Genomic DNA, 16,134 nt, shown 5'->3' on the forward strand with positions numbered 1-16,134 from the left:
TTCCCGCCGGTGGCTCCCGTGGTGCATCACGCCGATGTGCAGAAGTGGGAGAGGCGGGCTTTGGACGATGAAATCGACTGGCAGCGGGACAAGAACCGATTCGTCGAGGATGTCGGCGACGGCGAACTGCCGGTGACCTCTGAAAACGGCGCCCGGCTCCTCGCCGGGCCACTGGTCAACCAGTTCGTCTCCCTGACCAGGGCGTTGCTGGATTCCGGTTCGATCGCGGCGGTACTCGAACGGGTGGTCTTCGCGACGCGTGATCTGGTGCCGGGTGCGGATCTGGTCAGCGTCACCCTCCTCGATCCCGACGGCGGGTTCCACACGCCGATGGGGACCGACGAGATCGCCGGCGAACTGGACCAGTTGCAGTATCAGTACGGCGAGGGTGCCTGTGTCGAAGCGGCGCGGGTTTCGGGACCGGCGGCCGCCTTCAGCGACAACCTCGCGGAAGACGCCCGATGGCCGCGTTTCGGCCCGGCCGCCGCGGCGCTCGGGTTCCACTCGCTGGTGTCGACGGCCTTGTTGCCGGAAGCGTCGAGTTCGCAGGTGTCCGGCGCTTTGAACGTCTACTCGCGCCGTCCGCACGGCATCGCCAGGGCCGACCGCGACGTGCTGCTGCTTCTGGCGACGCACGCGTCGCTGGCTTTGGCGACGACGCACGCCGTCACGCGCGGGCAGCTCCAGGAGGAGCAGCTCCAGCAGGCGCTGGACAGCAGGGACGCGATCGGTCAGGCCAAGGGCATCCTCATGGCACGGCGCGGGATCGACGCCGCGGAGGCGTTCGAGGTGCTGCGGCATACGTCGCAGAACATGAACGTCAAACTCCGGGAACTGGCGGAGATGCTGTCCAAACGGCATACGGAACTGCAATTGCCCGACTGAGCGGACGGCCGCCACTACGATCGCGATCATGGGTTTCGGCGAGCTGGAGTTGTCGCGGACGTTCGAGTGGCGGGGCCGTTCGGTGGCGTGGGAGCGTCTCGGCGAAGGCGCCCCGGTGGTGCTGTGTCACGGGACACCGTGGTCGGCGCAACTGTGGGCGCCTTTCGCGCGAGCGCTCAGCGAGGAGTTCGCCGTCCACGTGTGGGACATGCCGGGATACGGTCGTTCGTCGAAGGAGCCCGGCCACGCCGTCGATCTCGGCACGCAGGGCGAGCTTTTCGTCGACCTGCTCACGTATTGGGGGCTGACCGCCCCGCACGTGATCGCCCACGACTACGGCGGAGCCGTTTCGTTGCGTGCGAAGCTGCTGCACGGCGCGGAGTACGCCTCGCTCGCACTGGTGGACGTCGTCGCGCTGCGGCCGTGGGGTTCGGAGTTCTTCCGGCTCGTCGCCGAGAACGCCGAGGTCTTCCAGGCGCAGCCCCCGACGGTGCACAGGGGTGCGCTCGAGTCCTACATCGGGACTGCCTCCCATCGTGGTCTCACCGGCGCGCAACTGGCCACGCTGACCGGACCTTGGCTGGACGAGAAGGGGCAACGCGCCTTCTACCGGCAGATCGCCGAGGCGGACGTCCGGTTCACCGACGAGATCCAGGACCGCTACCCGGAACTCGAGCTGCCGGTGAAGGTGATCTGGGGCGCGGACGACACGTGGATCCCGGTGGATCGCGCGGAGCAGCTCGCCGACGCGATTCCCGGTGCCCTCCTGGACGTCATCTCCGATGCCGGGCATCTGATCCAGTACGACGCGCCGGTCGAACTGGCCTTTTCCCTGCATCGGTGGCTCACCGCGGAGGTGGGCCGGTGGGGACCAGCCGGGAGCGGACGCTGAAAGGCGCCGCCAAGATCAACATCGTCGCATTCGGATATCAGAAGTCGTCTACGTGATATCCGGCGACGTAGGCGCTCGAAAGCAGGGCGCCGTGACATTCCGCGGTCGACGGGCCGAAACCGATCGGCACCCAATGGCCGACGGTGTACCAAAAGGAGGATCCGGACGCGCAGTGGGCGACCACCCGGTACGTTTCCGAGTGTCTCGGCAGCGAGAAGCAGGTCATCGAAATACCTTCGCCGAAGAGGATTCCGTAGCGATTGCTGTCGCATCCGTAGGGCGGGAACTGGCCTTCGGTCGCCGCGGCGGCCGGCGAGGCGGCCAGGAATCCGGCCACCGAAAAGGCGGCCATGACTAAAGCGGCGATTTTCTTCTTCATTGTTTCTCCCGCGTCTTGTTCCCAGTGGAAAGGCCAGATTAGCCGCACGGAAGAATTGTCGTGAATTCATCGGGCAGGTGAAACGAGAACGCGTGCGGTGAACCGCGTTGCTCCGAAAGGGCGTCGCCACCCCTCTTCTGAGTTCCCGGCTCCCCTTTTGGCCTAGCGCCGCCGGTACTGTGCCGGAGACGTGCTGGTGGACCGGTCCTCATAGGATCCGGCCTTGCCGCGGTCGACGTGGAACGTCGTCAGCGTGCTCACCGGGGAACGCGGATCGCGCCGGTCGCCGATCACCCGCATGTGCGTGCTCCAGCGGCGTGGTGTGACCTCGTAGACGTCGTAGCCGTACCGGTCGCCTTCGAAGTACTTGAGGTGCGGGTTCGCCGCGCCCATCTTCGGTCCGTTCGTGGCGTTCCACTCGGGGGAGTAGGCGCCGGAGGTGACCGAATGCGCGGTGAACTCCGTGCCGATGACCGGCGTGGCAGGGTCCGCGAAGTCCGGGCGGATGTCGTCGACGAACGCGGAATGCCAGTCGCCGGTGATCACCACCAGGTCTTCGAGGCCGCTCTGTGCCACGTGGGTCAGCACCTCCTTGCGTTCGGCGAGGAAGCCGTCCCACTGGTCCGTGAACATGTAGCCGCCGCCGGGTTTCGCCAGCTGGCTCAGCATGATCGAGTTCACCCAGCAGTGCCAGGCCTCGCCCGCCCCGGTCACCTGGTCCTTGAGCCACGCCTTCTGGTCCGCGCCGAGGATCGTGCCGTCGGGCAGGTTCTGCGCCGAGCGGTACTGCCGCAGGTCCAAAATGGACAGGTCGAGGAGGTCGCCCCAGCGGCGCTGCCGGTGGATCCTCGGCGTCGAGGGGTGGTCCGGGCGCACCGGCATATGCTCGAACCAGGCCTGATACGCCGCCGAGCGTCGCGCCCGTAACGACGGGGTGGTGCCGCTGTAGTCGTTGACGACCTCGTGATCGTCCCAGGTGATGAACCAGGGGTGGGCCGCGTGGGCGTCCCGCAACGAGGGGTCGGATTTGTAGAGCGCGTGCCGCCGCCGGTACGCCGGCAGGGTCAGCACCTCGGGACCCTCGTGGTCGCGCAGCGGGTTGCCGCCGACCTGACCGTGCTCGTAGACGTAGTCGCCGAGGTGGACGACGAAGTCCAGCTCCTCCCGCGCGATCCCGGCGTGCGCCGCGTAGAACCCGTCGTGGAACGCCTGGCAGTTCGCCGAGGCGAACCGCACCCGCCGGACCGGCCCGACCGGTGCGGTGCGGGTGCGGCCGATCCGGCTGACCTTGCCGAGCGCGGTGAAGCGGTAGTAGTACTGCGAGCCCGGCTCCAGCCCGGACACCGGCACGTGCACGCTGTGCCCGAGCCCGGCGGTGGCGGCCGCCGTCCCGCGCGCCACGCGGCGGCGGAACCCGCGGTCGGTGGCCACCTCCCAGCCGACCTCGACGGTGTCGTCGAGCGGCTGCTCGAACTCCATCGGTTTCGGCGCGAGCCTGGTCCAGAGCGCGACGCCGTACGGGACCGGGTCGCCGGACGCGACGCCGAGCGTGAACGGCGCCTCGTCCCAGGTCGCGCCCAGCGCGACGGCGGCCTCCTCGGCCTGCGCGACCGTCATCCGCGAACTCAACGGCCAGGCCAGCCCCAGCGCACCGGCGGTGGCGGCGCCTCGCAACAGGTCCCGGCGGTTGACGGACATCGGTGGTCTCCTCGGCGCTCGGCGGATCGCTCTCCGACACCGAACACCGTCGAGATGACCGGAGACCGACGCGGGGGAGAACATCAGATGGTGATGACGACCTTGCCGCTCGTATGCCCTTCGCGCACGTAGCGGACGGCTTCGGGCGCCTCGGCCAGCGAATAGGAACGGTCGATCACCGGCGTGACCTTCCCAGCCTCGATGAGCGCGCGCAGCGTCTGCAGATCGTCCTGGTTCTCCGTGGAAATCAGGCCGCGGAGCTTCTGCTTCACGAACGGCCCGAGCACCAGCGCCCGCAGAGTGCGGCCCACCGCGCCGATCCATTTCCCTTCGGTCTCCCCGCCGACGAGGACGAGAGTGCCTCGCGGAGTCAGGGACTTCCGCAGCGAGGTCAGCGACCGGTTGCCGGCGGTGTCGACGATGAGGTCGTAGCCGCCGCCGAAGTCCTCGCGGGTGTAGTCGAAGACCTGGGCCGCGCCGAGCGAGCGCACCAGATCGACCTTGCCCGTGCCGCATACGCCGTCCACCTCGGCGCCGAACGCCTTGGCGATCTGCACCGCGAAGGTGCCCACGCCGCCGCCCGCGCCGATGACCAGGACCTTCTGCCGGGGCGCGACCCGGCCCCGGTCCCGGAGTGCCTGGAGCGCGGTGAAAGCCGAGATGGGGACGGCGGCCGCTTCGTCGAAGCCGAGCCGCTCCGGTTTCCGGGCGATGCTGTCCACTGTGGTCAGTGCGTACTCGGCGAAGGAACCCTGACAGGTACCGAAAACCTCGTCGCCGGGCTGGAATCTTGTCACTTCGCCGCCGACGGCGTGCACGACACCGGCGAAGTCCATCCCGCGAACGCGGGCCTTCGGTCTCCGTACCCCGAAACCCATCAGCCGCACCAGATACGGCGAGCCTTCCATGAGGTGCCAGACGCCAGGATCGACGCCCGCCGCCCGGATTCGCACGACCACACCGTCCGATCCTGTTTCGGGTTCGGGCAGGTCGGCGGGCTTCAGGACGTCGGCGGTGCCGTACTCGTTCTGGACGATCGCCTTCACGGCGGCCTCATTTCCTAGTCTGGGTACTGGAAAACATCGTCGAGCCCGACGCCGAACGCCCGGGCTATCTGGAACGCCATCTCCAGCGACGGCGAGTAGCGGCCTTGCTCGATCGCGATGACCGTCTGGCGCGTCACGCCGATCCGGTTCGCGAGTTCGGCCTGGGTCATCTCGCCCTTGGCGAACCGCAGGGCGCGGATGGAGTTCGTGACTTTGGTCGGTTTCACCACGTCTGGAATCCCTCGCGGTACGCGGCGATCTTCGCGAGCGAGCCGAGCAGGGACGAGCACACGAAGGCGAGGTAGACGGTGTTGGCGATCCAGAAGTGGTCCAGTTCCGCCATCGCCATGACGAGCGCCGCGACGCCGCCGATCACGACGAACGACTGTCCGATGTGGTCACTGAACCGGCCTATCTCACGGTCTCGCTGGTCTTTGCGGTCGTCGTCACGCGGCGCGGCGATCGTCACGGCGATGTTCAGCACGATCGTGGCCGCGATGGCCGCCCCGATCGTCCACAGCAGCGTCGCCACGTAGGGGACGTCGACGAGCGGGCCGGAGCCCGCTCGGCTGAGGACGACGATCAGATACGCCACGTAAGCGCACATCGTGACCACCGCGGTGATCCACGCGCGTTTCTCTTCCAGTGCCACGAAACCAAGGTAAAGAGTTCTAGACATCATGTCAAACATTCTTGACTTCGACACCGAGAACTAGTTCGTGATACAAATAGTGCGTACTACGAACTTAAGGAGTGGTGATGGCGCTGTTCGGATTCGGCCTCGAGACCGGCGTCGGCGAGGTGGACGACCTTCTGCGGCACGCCGAACAGGCCGACCGCGCGGGACTCGACCTGGTCAGCTTGTCCGATCACCCGTATTTCGCCGACCGGCTGGACGCCTACGCGGCGCTGGGTGTGATCCTCGGCAGGACGTCACGTGTGACGGCCGCCGTCAACGTCACCAACCTGCCGAGTCGTCCCGCGCCGATGCTGGCGAGGACGATCACGTCGCTTTCGGCGCTCTCGGGTGGTCGCGTCGCGCTCGGGATCGGCGCGGGTGGGCTCTGGCGGGAGATCGCCAAGCTCGGGGTGGAGCACCGGACGCCCGCCGAGGCGGTCCGGGCGATGGGCGAGGCGATCGCTCTGGTCAAGGCGCTTTCCGGAGGCGGGGCGCCGGTGACGTTCGAGGGGGAGTTCTACTCCGTCGACGGCTTGGTGCCTGCCGCCGCGGCCGCGCCGCCGGTTTGGACGGGTGCGGTCGGGCCCAAATCCCTCGCGGTCACCGGGAAACTGGCCGACGGCTGGATCCCGGGACATGCCGCGGACTGGCTCAGCCCTCGGTTCGCCGAATCCCGTCCGGTGATCGACCAGGCGGCCGTCGACGCGGGCCGGGACCCCGGTGAGATCGCGACCATCTACAACTTCCCCGGCCGCATAACGGAAAACCCGGTGGCGTCCCCGCGTGACGACGACGGGCGATGGGTCGGTGGGTCGCCGGAACAGTGGGTCGGGGAACTGGTCTCGGCGGTGCGTGACCACGGCGCGGCGGGGTTCATCTACTTCCCGGTCGAGGACGGAACCTCCACCGACAGCGCGCTCCGCCGCTGGGGGAACGAAGTCGTCCCCGCGGTTCGCGAGGAGCTGGCGCGGGGTTGACCACGATCGCCTCGTGAGTGGCAAGGATGGTTCTAACCGTCCTCGTCACTCACGAGGCGTCAGGCGTTGATGGTGAGGGTCTCTTCGAGGGTCGCCCGGTGCGTCGGCTTCGCCTCTTCGTAGCGGCGACGGCCCTCGTCGGTCACGACGACGAAGATCCCGCGCCGGTCCGATTCGCAGAGCGCGCGCTGGACGAGGCCCTCGCGCTCGAGACGGGCGACGAGCCGTGAGGTGGCGCTCTGGCTCAGGTGCACGACCTCGGTCAGGTCGGCCGCGCGACATTTGCCGACCACGCAGGTGACCAGCCGTTCGAGGGCTTCGAACTCGGTGACCCCGAGCCCGTGGCGCTCCTGCAGCCGGCACTCGAGCCGACCGAAGACCGCCGCATGCCGGGCGGACAGGTCGTGCCACTCCCGCAGCAGGTCTTCTTCGGCGACGTCGCTCACGCGGCCCAAGATAGCATGCACGTGAATTTTATGCAAAGTCATTAAATGCACTTGCATTAGATGCGTGTGCATGTACTGTACGGATCATGAGTTCTTCCGTGCAGCTGTCCACCAGCTCGACAAGGTGGGACGCGCGCCTCTGGGGTGTCCTGCTCACTGTGTCCGTTGTCGTCGGCCTCGACGCGCTCGACGTGTCGATGGTCGCCGTCGCCCTCCCGTCCATCCAGGCCGACATCGGCCTCTCCACCGGCGCCTTGCAGTGGATCATCAGCGCCTACGTGCTCGGCTACGGTGGCCTGCTGCTCCTCGGCGGCCGCACCGCCGACCTGCTCGGCAGGCGCCGGGTCTTCCTCGTCGCCGTCGCGGTCTTCGCGCTCGCTTCCCTGCTCGGCGGTCTCGTCGACGACGGCGCGCTGCTGATCGCCACCCGCTTCATCAAGGGTCTGGCCGCCGCGTTCACCGCACCGGCCGCGTTGTCCATCATCACCACGACCTTCCACGAAGGCCCCGCCCGCAACCGGGCGATCAGCATCTTCGCCGTCTTCGGTGCCAGCGGTTACTCCGCGGGCCTCGTCTTCTCCGGTCTGCTCACCGAGGTGGGCTGGCGCTGGACGTTCCTGCTGCCGGTGCCGATCGCGATCGCCGCGCTGGTCGCCGCGATCAAGCTGATCCCGTCCTACGAGCCGCAGACGGGCGGCGGCTACGACTTCCCCGGCGCGATCACCGGTGCCGCCGGTTCGCTCCTGCTGGTCTTCGCCGTGGTCGAAGCGCCGGAGATCGGCTGGGCCGCGCCGCGGACGCTGATCTCGTTCGCCCTCGCGCTCGCCCTGCTCGCCACCTTCGTGTTCATCGAGAAGCGCAGCAAGCACCCGCTGCTCCGGCTCGGCATCCTGCGTTCGGGCCCGCTGGCCCGCGCCAACCTCGGTGGCGCGACGTTCTTCGGCGCCTACATCGGTTTCCAGTTCGTGGTCATGCTGTACCTGCAGAACGTGCTGCACTGGTCCGCGCTGCAGACCGCGCTCGGATTCCTGCCCGCCGCGCTGATCGTGGCCTTCGGTTCGCCTCGGATCGAGCCGCTGATCGACCGGCTCGGCACCCCGCGCACGATCCTCGCCGGTGTCGTCGCCCACGTCATCGGGTACGCGCTGTTCCTGCGGATCGACGAAAGCTCCAGCTACGCCGGCTCGGTGCTGCCGAGCATGATCCTGCTGGGCATCGGCTTCATGCTGGCCTTCTCGTCGCTGAACATCCAGGCGACCAACGGCATCTCCGACGACGAGCAGGGGCTCGCCGGTGGACTCCTGAACACGTCGATCCAGGTCGGCGGCGCGATCGGGCTCGCCGTGGTGACCGCGGTCCTGACCGGCAACTCCGGCGGTGCCACCGGCCCGGCGGCGCTGCTGAACGGTCTGGCGCCCGCGCTGACCGTCGTCACCGGCATCGCCGTGATCAGTGTCCTGGTGGCGCTGTCCGGAGTCGTCGGCCTGCGCAAGGCCGAAGCCCGCTCCGCCATCGCCGAGCCGGAGTACGCCGCGGCCGAATGATCAGGGGGTGAGGTGCCCCTTCCCGCGCTCGGGGGCGGGAAGGGGCCCTTCGCTACCAGCGGATCGGCAGGGATTTCAGCCCGTTCTGGAAGTTCGACCGCAACCGCACCGGTTCACCGGCGAGTTCGGCCTCGCCGAGCAGGTCGAGGACCGCTTCGAACATCGCGCGCAGCTGCACCCGCGCCAGCTGGGCGCCGAGACAGAAATGCGGACCGTGTCCGAAGGTCAGGTGATCGTTGGGCGTGCGGCCGATGTCGAAGCGGTCCGGGTCCGCGAAGACGGTCTCGTCGCGATTCGCGGCGGAGAACCAGACGACCACCTTCTCGCCCGCGCGGATGTCCACATCGGACAGAACAACGTCCTCGGTCGCGGTCCGGCGGAAGTGCATGACCGGCGTCCAGAAGCGCAACATCTCTTCCACCGCACCGGGAAGCAGTGAACGGTCGGCCAGCAGCCGCCGGTACTGATCCGGATGCGACAGCAACGACAGCATCCCGCCGGGGATGCCGTTGCGCAGCGTTTCGTTGCCCGCCACGGAAAACAGCCAGAACAGGTTCTCGAACTCCGCGATGGACACCCGGCCGCCGTCTTCCACGTGCCCCATCAGGTTGCTCATCACGTCTTCGCCGGGATGCCGGCGTTTGTACTCGCCGAGTGCGGTGGCGTACGCGTAGAGATCCGGCATCCCGGCCCGCGTGCGCGGATCGGGCATCGCGCCGTCCGGTCCCGGAACCGGACGCACCGCCAGCGCCGCCCGCGCGAGATCGGTGACGTCGCCCGCGTCGACCGTCGCGCTCACCGCGTAATCGGCGTCCTGGTAGCCGATCACGCGATTGCTCCAGTCGTACATCAGCCGCCGGTCCTGTTCGGGAATTCCGAAGACCTCGGCGAGCGTCAGCAACGGGAGATCGGCGGCGAGGGCGGCGAAGTCGCACTCACCGTCGTCCCGGACCCCGGCGATCAGCTCCCTGGCCCAGCCCTGGATCCGCTCGGTCAGCCTGCCGACCGCGCGCGGCGTGAACGCCTTCGTGAGCAGACCACGCAGCCGGGCGTGCTCGGGCGGGTCCATGTTGAGCATCATCCGCCGGACGTAACCCAGATCCTGCTCGGTCGCTGGATCCCGGATCTGTGTCCCGCCGAGGTGCGACGAGAACTGCTTCGGGTTCTTCAGCACGTGCTTGACGTCCGAATGCCGCAGCACGGCCCAGAAATCGTCCACGCGCACGACCGGCGACTCCCGGCGCAGCGCCGCGAGATGCTCGTACGGCACGCCCCGCGTGTAGACGTCCGGATCGGTGATCACGGCCCCGAGACTAGCCCGCGCACCGGGGACTGAGGAAAGATCCGTCCGGTGGACAAGCTGAAGATGCGCACCGCCGGAACCGAAGGCCCCGCCGTGCTCCTGCTGCACGGCCTCGGCGCGACGGGCGCGGTCTGGGACGGCCTGATGCTGCAACCCGGCTACCGCTGGTTGGCGCCCGACCTCCCGGGGCACGGGGCTTCACCGCACTCGACGCATTACTCCTTCGGCGGTCTGGCGGGGGCGGTCGCCGACGCGCTCCCGGAACGCGGTCCGCTGCTGGTGATCGGTCACTCCCTGGGCGGCGTGGTCGGGCTCGCGCTGGCCAGCGGGTGGTTCGGGCTCCGGGTCGACGGGTTGCTCGCGGTGGGTGTCAAGGTCGACTGGAGCGAGTCCGACCTCGCGAAGGCCGCCGACATGGCGGCGAAACCGCCCAGGGTGTTCCCTGCCCGCGAGGACGCCGAACGAGCGTTCCTCAAGATCGCCGGCTTGACCGGTCTCACCGAAGCGGACCCCGACGGCATCGTCGAAACCGAAGGCGGGTGGCGGCTGGCCCTGGACCCCCGAGCGTTCGCCGTCGGCGCTCCCGACATGCCCGGACTGCTCGGCGCGGCGCGCTGCCCGGTCGCCCTCGCCGCCGGCGAGCACGACCCCATGAGCCGCCCCGAACAGCTTCGGGCGCTCAACGAGGCTTCCGTCGAACTTCCCGGGCTGGGCCACAACGCCCACGTCGAAGACCCGGCCGTGCTCCTGGCCTTCCTCGGGCAATTCGTCCTCTGAATGCGGTGGTTCGCCGTCGAACCACCGCATTCAGAGGACGAAACGCGTGGGGTGGCTAGCGCCTGATCTTGCCCAGGACGGCGATGCCCTCGGCGATGTCGCTCGCCGGGCTCGCCCCGTAACCGAGGACGAGGCCGGGTTTCATCGGCCGCTGACAGTGCCACGAGAGCGGCTGCACCTTCACCCCTTGCTCCAGCGCGGCGGCGGCGAAGTCGAGATCGGAGAACTCGCCGTCGAAGGTGATCGTCAGATGCAGCCCGGCGGCGGCGCCGTGCACCACGGCGTCCGGGAGATGCGTCCGGAGCGCGTCGATCATCGCGTCCCGGCGGCGGCGATGCCGCTTGCGCACGAACCGCAGCTGCCGTTCCATCTCGCCGGATTCCATGAGATGCGCCAGCACCAGCTGCGGGAGGACGGCGTTGCCGAGGTCGGCGAACCGTTTGGCCGCGACCACCTCGTCCCGGTATCGCGGCGGCACCAGCATCCAGCCGACCCGGAGTGCGGGCGCGAGCCACTTCGACACACTGCCGGCGTAACAGACCTGCTCGGCGAGCATCGAGCGGAGCGCGGGGACCGGCGGGCGGTCGTAGCGGTGCTCGGCGTCGTAGTCGTCCTCGATGATCAGCCCGCCGTCCGCGGCCCAGCGCATCAGCTCGCGGCGGCGTTCCCCGCCGAGCACGACACCGGTCGGGAACTGGTGCGCGGGTGTGAGCAGTACGGCGGGCGCGCCGCTGCGCACGAGTTCGTCGACGTCGATCCCGTCTTCGTCGACCCGGATCGGCGGTGTCGCCAGCCGCCGGTCGTGCAGATGCTGCCGCGCGCCCAGTGAACTCGGATCCTCGATGGCGATCTCGGTCATCCCGTTGTCGCGCAGCACTTGCGCCAGCAAACCGAGCCCCTGCGCGACACCGGCGACGATCAGCACGTCGTCGGCGTCGGCGGTGATGCCCCGGGTACGGGCGATCCAGTGCGCGATGGCCAGCCGCAACGCGGGCGCGCCCCGCGGGTCGCCGTAGCCGAAGGCCGCCGCCGAGAGGTCGTTGAGCACGGTGCGTTCCGCGCGTAACCAGGCGGTCCGCGGGAACGCCGTCAGATCCGGCACGCCGGGGGACAGGTCGATCCTCGCCGGGGTCGACCGCAGCGAGTCGAAAACGCCGATCCCGGGAGCGGGCTGGAAGATCGTGCCCGCCGCCGGGGGACCGGGTGCCGCGTGCTCCTTCGTCCGAGCGGGCGCCGCGACGACCACCGTGCCCGCGCGGCCGCGACCGGCGACGTGACCGTCTTCGACCAGCCGTTGGTAGGCCTCGGTGACCACACCGCGCGAGACCCGCAGGTCCGCGGCCAGCGCCCTGGTCGCGGGCAGCCTGCTGCCGACCGGCAGGCGGCCGTCGGAGATGGCGTGCCGCAACCGCGACGCCAGCCAGTCCGACCGGCGCCCCGGCGGTGCGTCCCCGATGTCCAGCTGCAGGAAGTCCGAGCCCTCGGCAGTCACGCGGTCATTGTGTCATTCGGGATCGTAGGCGAGGTTCGGGCGGAGCCACTGTTCCACAGTGGACAGTTCGAGGCCGCGACGGACCGCGTAGTCCTCGATCTGGTCCTTGCCCAGCCGTCCGACGGTGAAGTACCGCGAAGCGGGGTGGGCGAAGATCAGCCCGCTGACGCTCGCCGCCGGTGTCATCGCGAACGACTCCGTCAGTGCCATGCCGAAACTGCCCGCGCCGAGCAGGTCGAACAGCTCCTGCTTCTCGCTGTGATCCGGGCTCGCCGGGTAACCCAGCGCCGGGCGGATGCCGCGGAACTTCTCGGCGTGCAGGTCTTCGAGCTTCGGATCGGCGTCCGGTTCGAACCAGTCCCGCCGCGCCTGGAGGTGCAGGTGCTCGGCGAACGCCTCGGCGAGCCGGTCCGCGAGCGCCTTCACCATGATGGCGCGATAGTCGTCCTGCTTCGCCTCGAACTCGGCCGCGAACTCCTCGGCACCGAGGATGGTGACCGCGAAGCCGCCGAGGTGATCGCCCGCGCCCGCCGGGGCGATGTAGTCGGACAGGCAGCGATTCGGCCGCTCCAGCGGCTTCTTGGTCTGCTGGCGCAGCATCGGGAACTTGACGCCCGACTCGAGGATGATGTCGTCACCCTCGGAGTGCGCGGGCCAGAACGCGTACGCGCCCTTGGCCTGGAACCGTTCCTCGGCGATGATCTGGTCCAGCAGGGTGTTCGCGTCGTCGAACAGCTCGCGCGCCACCGGGTTGTCCAGGATCGCCGGGTACTTGCCCTTCAGCTCCCAGGCCAGGAACAGGAAGGTCCAGTCGATCATCTCGCGCAGCTCGGTGAGCGACGGCGAGACGTACCGGACACCGGTGAACGCGGGCGTCGGGATGTCGTCGAAGGAGACCTTCTCCGGGTTGGCCCTGGCCTGCTCGACCGTCAGCAACGGCGTGCGCTGCTTGTTCGCGTGCTGCACGCGCAGCTCTTCCTGGTCCTCGCGGTTCTTCTTGTCGAGGATTTCGGCGCGGTCCGCGTCGAGCAGGTCGCCGACGACGCCGACGACGCGGGAAGCGTCCAGGACGTGCACTGTCGTGTGTTCGTACGCCGGGGCGATGCGGACCGCGGTGTGCTGGCGCGAGGTGGTCGCGCCGCCGATCAGCAACGGCAGTTTCAGGCCGCGCCGCTCCATTTCGGTGGCGACGTTGACCATTTCGTCCAGCGACGGCGTGATCAGGCCGGAAAGCCCGATGGCGTCGGCACCCTCGGAGATGGCCGTGTCGAGGATGACCGAAGCGGGGACCATCACACCGAGGTCGATCACCTCGTAGTTGTTGCAGCCGAGGACGACGCCGACGATGTTCTTGCCGATGTCGTGCACGTCGCCCTTGACCGTCGCCAGGACGACCTTTCCGTTACCCTGACGGGTTTCGACCCGGCCTTCGAGGCGCGCCTTCTCTTTCTCGGCCTCCATGAACGGTTCGAGGTAGGCCACCGACCGCTTCATCACGCGCGCGCTCTTGACCACCTGCGGCAGGAACATCTTCCCGGAGCCGAACAGGTCACCGACGATCTTCATGCCGTCCATCAGGGGGCCTTCGATGACCTCGAGCGGCCTCGGCAGCTTCTGACGCGCTTCCTCGGTGTCCTCTTCGATGTAGTCGACGATGCCGTGCACCAGCGCGTGGCTGAGACGTGCCTCGACCGGGTTCTCGCGCCAGGAGAGGTCGACCGTGCGCTTGGTTCCCTTGCCGCTGACCGTTTCCGCGAACGTGACCAGCCTGTCGGTGGCGTCCTCGCGGCGGTCGAAGAGCACGTCCTCGACCAGTTCCAGCAGATCCTTGGGGATGTCCTCGTAGACCGCGAGCTGCCCGGCGTTGACGATGCCCATGTCCAGCCCCGCGCGCACGGCGTGCAACAGGAAGGCCGAGTGCATCGCCTCGCGCACGACGTTGTTGCCGCGGAAGGAGAACGAGAGGTTCGAGATACCGCCGCTGATGTGCACGCCGGGGCAGCGTTCCTTGATCCGCGGCAACGCGTCGATGAACGCCTTGGCATATCCGTTGTGCTCGGAGATACCGGTGGCGACGGCGAGCACGTTCGGGTCGAAGATGATGTCCTCGGCGGCGAAACCGGCTTGCTGGGTGAGCAGGTCGTAGGCGCGGGCGCAGATCTCGACCTTGCGGTCGGCGGTGTCGGCCTGGCCTTCCTCGTCGAAGGCCATCACGACCACGCCGGCGCCGTAATCGCGGATGCGGCGGGCCTGCTGGAGGAACTGCTCCTCGCCTTCCTTGAGGCTGATGGAGTTGACGACTCCCTTGCCCTGCACGCATTTCAGCCCGGCTTCGAGGACCGTCCAGCGGGAGCTGTCGATCATGATCGGCAGCCGGGCGACCTCGGGTTCGGTGGCGATGAGGTTCAGGAACGTGGTCATCGCCTTTTCGCTGTCGAGCAGGTCGGCGTCCATGTTGACGTCCAGCAGGTTCGCCCCGCCGCGGACCTGCTCCAGCGCGACGTCGACGGCGGCCTGGTGGTCGTCGGCCTCGATCAGCTTGCGGAACTTGGCGGAACCGGTGACGTTGGTCCGCTCGCCGATCATGACGAACCCGGTGTCCTTGCCGATCTCGAACGGCTCGAGCCCGCTGAACCGGGTGTGCGCCTTCGGATCCGGGACGGTCCGCGGCGCCATCCCACGGACGGCGTCGGCGATCTCCTTGATATGCGCGGGGGTCGTGCCGCAACAACCGCCGACGACGTTGACCATCCCGGCCGTGGCGAAGTCGCCGAGCAGCCCGCCGGTCTCCTCGGGCGTCTGGTCGTACCCGCCGAACGCGTTCGGCAGGCCGGCGTTGGGATGACAGGCCGTGTACGTGCCCGCGAGGCGGGACAGTTCGGCGATGTGCGGGCGCATCTCTTCGGCGCCCAGCGAACAGTTGACGCCGACGAGCAGCGGATCCGCGTGCTCGATGGAGCTCCAGAATGCCTCGACGGTCTGTCCGGACAGCGTCCGGCCGCTCAGGTCGACGATCGTCACCGAGATCCACAGCGGCAGATGCGGTGCGACGTCACGGGCCGCGGCGATCGCGGCCTTGCAGTTGAGGGTGTCGAAGATCGTCTCGATGAGCAGCAGGTCGACGCCGCCCTCGGCGAGCGCCTTGATCTGGTCGGCGTACGCGGCGTACACCTCGTCGAAGGTCACCGCGCGGAACGCCGGGTCCTCGACCTTGGGGGACAGCGACAACGTGACGTTCAGCGGCCCGACCGACCCGGCGACGAACTTCCCGCCCGCCGCGTCCGCCGCCTCGCGCGCGATCTGGGCGCCGCGGAGGTTCATCTCGTAGGCGAGATGCTCGAGCCCGTAATCCGCCTGGCCGATGGTGGTGGCGGTGAACGTGTTCGTGGTCGTGATGTCCGCGCCGGCGTCCAGATACTGGCGGTGGATGTCGAGGACGACGTCCGGCCGGGTGATGTTCAGCAGGTCGGGGTCGCCGGTGATGTCACGAGGATGATCCTGGAACCGCTCGGTGCGGTAGTCCTCTGGCTTGAGGCCGGCGTTCTGGAGCATCGACCCCCACGCGCCGTCGAGCACCACGATGCGCTCATCCAGCAGCTTTCGCAGGGCGGTCGTTTCCATCCAGCGCTCCTCCCATGTCGTGGGAGGCGCCCTTGCGGTGAGGTCCGGGGCCGAGCGTGGCGGACCCCGCGGTCCGTTGCAGCGCCTCTCGACCTTGGCGACCAGAGTACCGGACCCGCACAAGGGTGATCCGCCCGAATCGCTCAGCCGCTGGCCAGGGCGGGTTCGGCTTCCCGGATCGTGGGACGGGCGATGACGGCCGCCACCTCTTGCAGGAGGCAGACGGAGCACGACCGCTCGCCGATGAACCGCATCGGCGGGGTGGAGAAGAGCCAGGCGAGCCTCGAAGCGGGCGAGACGACTTCAGCTCCTTCGCCCGTGACGTCGGAGAAAGGCAGTGATGCGTTCTATCGAGCTGCGCTCGGCTGACAACCGCTCGTATGGTGGTTCCACGG

15 protein-coding genes are annotated in these 16,134 nt (G+C 68.5%); 6 read left to right on the top strand and 9 right to left on the bottom strand.

The features are described 5' to 3' along the window. The first annotated feature begins 18 nt into the window (after positions 1–18). Together ED92_RS24785 and ED92_RS24790 are read left to right on the top strand one after the other, a co-directional pair. Positions 19–885, top strand: coding sequence for a GAF and ANTAR domain-containing protein (locus tag ED92_RS24785; protein ID WP_051972396.1), 867 nt, complete (start codon positions 19–21; stop codon positions 883–885). A 28-nt stretch (positions 886–913) separates the two neighbouring features. Beyond that, entirely contained in the window at positions 914–1,777 is an 864-nt protein-coding gene (locus ED92_RS24790) for an alpha/beta fold hydrolase (RefSeq protein WP_037342337.1), read from the top strand. A gap of 37 nt (positions 1,778–1,814) precedes the next feature. Here ED92_RS24790 and ED92_RS24795 read toward each other — a convergent pair whose 3' ends face one another. From ED92_RS24795 to ED92_RS24815, 5 genes are all read right to left on the bottom strand, one after another. After that, a complete protein-coding gene (locus ED92_RS24795) occupies positions 1,815–2,156 on the bottom strand; it encodes a hypothetical protein (protein WP_037342338.1) in 342 nt (113 codons plus the stop codon). 162 nt (positions 2,157–2,318) lie between these two features. After that, positions 2,319–3,854 (bottom strand): alkaline phosphatase, encoded by a 1,536-nt coding sequence (locus ED92_RS24800; protein ID WP_037342339.1) that lies wholly within the window; start codon positions 3,852–3,854, stop codon positions 2,319–2,321. An 83-nt stretch (positions 3,855–3,937) separates the two neighbouring features. Next, entirely contained in the window at positions 3,938–4,900 is a 963-nt protein-coding gene (locus ED92_RS24805) for an NAD(P)-dependent alcohol dehydrogenase (RefSeq protein WP_037342340.1), read from the bottom strand. Between the two features lie 14 nt (positions 4,901–4,914). After that, positions 4,915–5,130: a helix-turn-helix transcriptional regulator gene (locus ED92_RS24810; RefSeq protein WP_037342341.1), complete on the bottom strand. Its 216-nt coding sequence runs from the start codon at positions 5,128–5,130 to the stop codon at positions 4,915–4,917. Beyond that, entirely contained in the window at positions 5,124–5,552 is a 429-nt protein-coding gene (locus ED92_RS24815) for a hypothetical protein (RefSeq protein ID WP_199755173.1), read from the bottom strand. The genes ED92_RS24810 and ED92_RS24815 overlap by 7 nt, the downstream gene beginning before the upstream one ends. Before the next feature lie 107 nt (positions 5,553–5,659). Here ED92_RS24815 and ED92_RS24820 point away from each other — a divergent pair, with 107 nt between their 5' ends. Beyond that, entirely contained in the window at positions 5,660–6,556 is an 897-nt protein-coding gene (locus ED92_RS24820) for an LLM class flavin-dependent oxidoreductase (protein ID WP_037342343.1), read from the top strand. Positions 6,557–6,615: 59 nt separating this feature from the next. On the opposite strand, the gene ED92_RS24825 is transcribed toward ED92_RS24820, so the two are convergent. After that, a complete protein-coding gene (locus ED92_RS24825) occupies positions 6,616–7,002 on the bottom strand; it encodes a MarR family winged helix-turn-helix transcriptional regulator (RefSeq protein ID WP_037342344.1) in 387 nt (128 codons plus the stop codon). A gap of 86 nt (positions 7,003–7,088) precedes the next feature. On the opposite strand from ED92_RS24825, the gene ED92_RS24830 reads away from it, so the two are divergent. Next, positions 7,089–8,546 (top strand): MFS transporter, encoded by a 1,458-nt coding sequence (locus ED92_RS24830; RefSeq protein WP_037342345.1) that lies wholly within the window; start codon positions 7,089–7,091, stop codon positions 8,544–8,546. Between the two features lie 52 nt (positions 8,547–8,598). Here the strand turns inward: ED92_RS24830 and ED92_RS24835 are convergent, their stop codons facing one another. Continuing rightward, positions 8,599–9,849 carry a cytochrome P450 gene (locus tag ED92_RS24835; RefSeq protein WP_037342346.1) on the bottom strand — a complete coding sequence of 417 codons (1,251 nt, stop codon included), beginning with the start codon at positions 9,847–9,849 and terminating at the stop codon, positions 8,599–8,601. Between the two features lie 48 nt (positions 9,850–9,897). Between ED92_RS24835 and ED92_RS24840 the strand changes: the two genes are divergently transcribed. Then, on the top strand, positions 9,898–10,626 hold the full coding sequence (locus ED92_RS24840) for an alpha/beta fold hydrolase (protein ID WP_037342347.1): 729 nt from the start codon (positions 9,898–9,900) through the stop codon (positions 10,624–10,626). 55 nt (positions 10,627–10,681) lie between these two features. Here the strand turns inward: ED92_RS24840 and ED92_RS24845 are convergent, their stop codons facing one another. Both ED92_RS24845 and metH read right to left on the bottom strand, forming a co-directional pair. Further along, positions 10,682–12,118: a PLP-dependent aminotransferase family protein gene (locus ED92_RS24845; RefSeq protein ID WP_037342348.1), complete on the bottom strand. Its 1,437-nt coding sequence runs from the start codon at positions 12,116–12,118 to the stop codon at positions 10,682–10,684. A gap of 12 nt (positions 12,119–12,130) precedes the next feature. After that, complete coding sequence (gene metH / locus ED92_RS24850; RefSeq protein ID WP_037342349.1) at positions 12,131–15,739, bottom strand: methionine synthase; 3,609 nt, start codon at positions 15,737–15,739, stop codon at positions 12,131–12,133. A 192-nt stretch (positions 15,740–15,931) separates the two neighbouring features. On the opposite strand from metH, the gene ED92_RS42915 reads away from it, so the two are divergent. Beyond that, entirely contained in the window at positions 15,932–16,108 is a 177-nt protein-coding gene (locus ED92_RS42915; RefSeq protein ID WP_162483738.1) for a hypothetical protein, read from the top strand. The last annotated feature ends 26 nt before the right edge of the window (positions 16,109–16,134 follow it).

Origin of the sequence: Amycolatopsis sp. MJM2582, assembly GCF_000754115.1 — a bacterium.
In the GTDB taxonomy this organism is placed as follows: domain Bacteria; phylum Actinomycetota; class Actinomycetes; order Mycobacteriales; family Pseudonocardiaceae; genus Amycolatopsis; species Amycolatopsis japonica.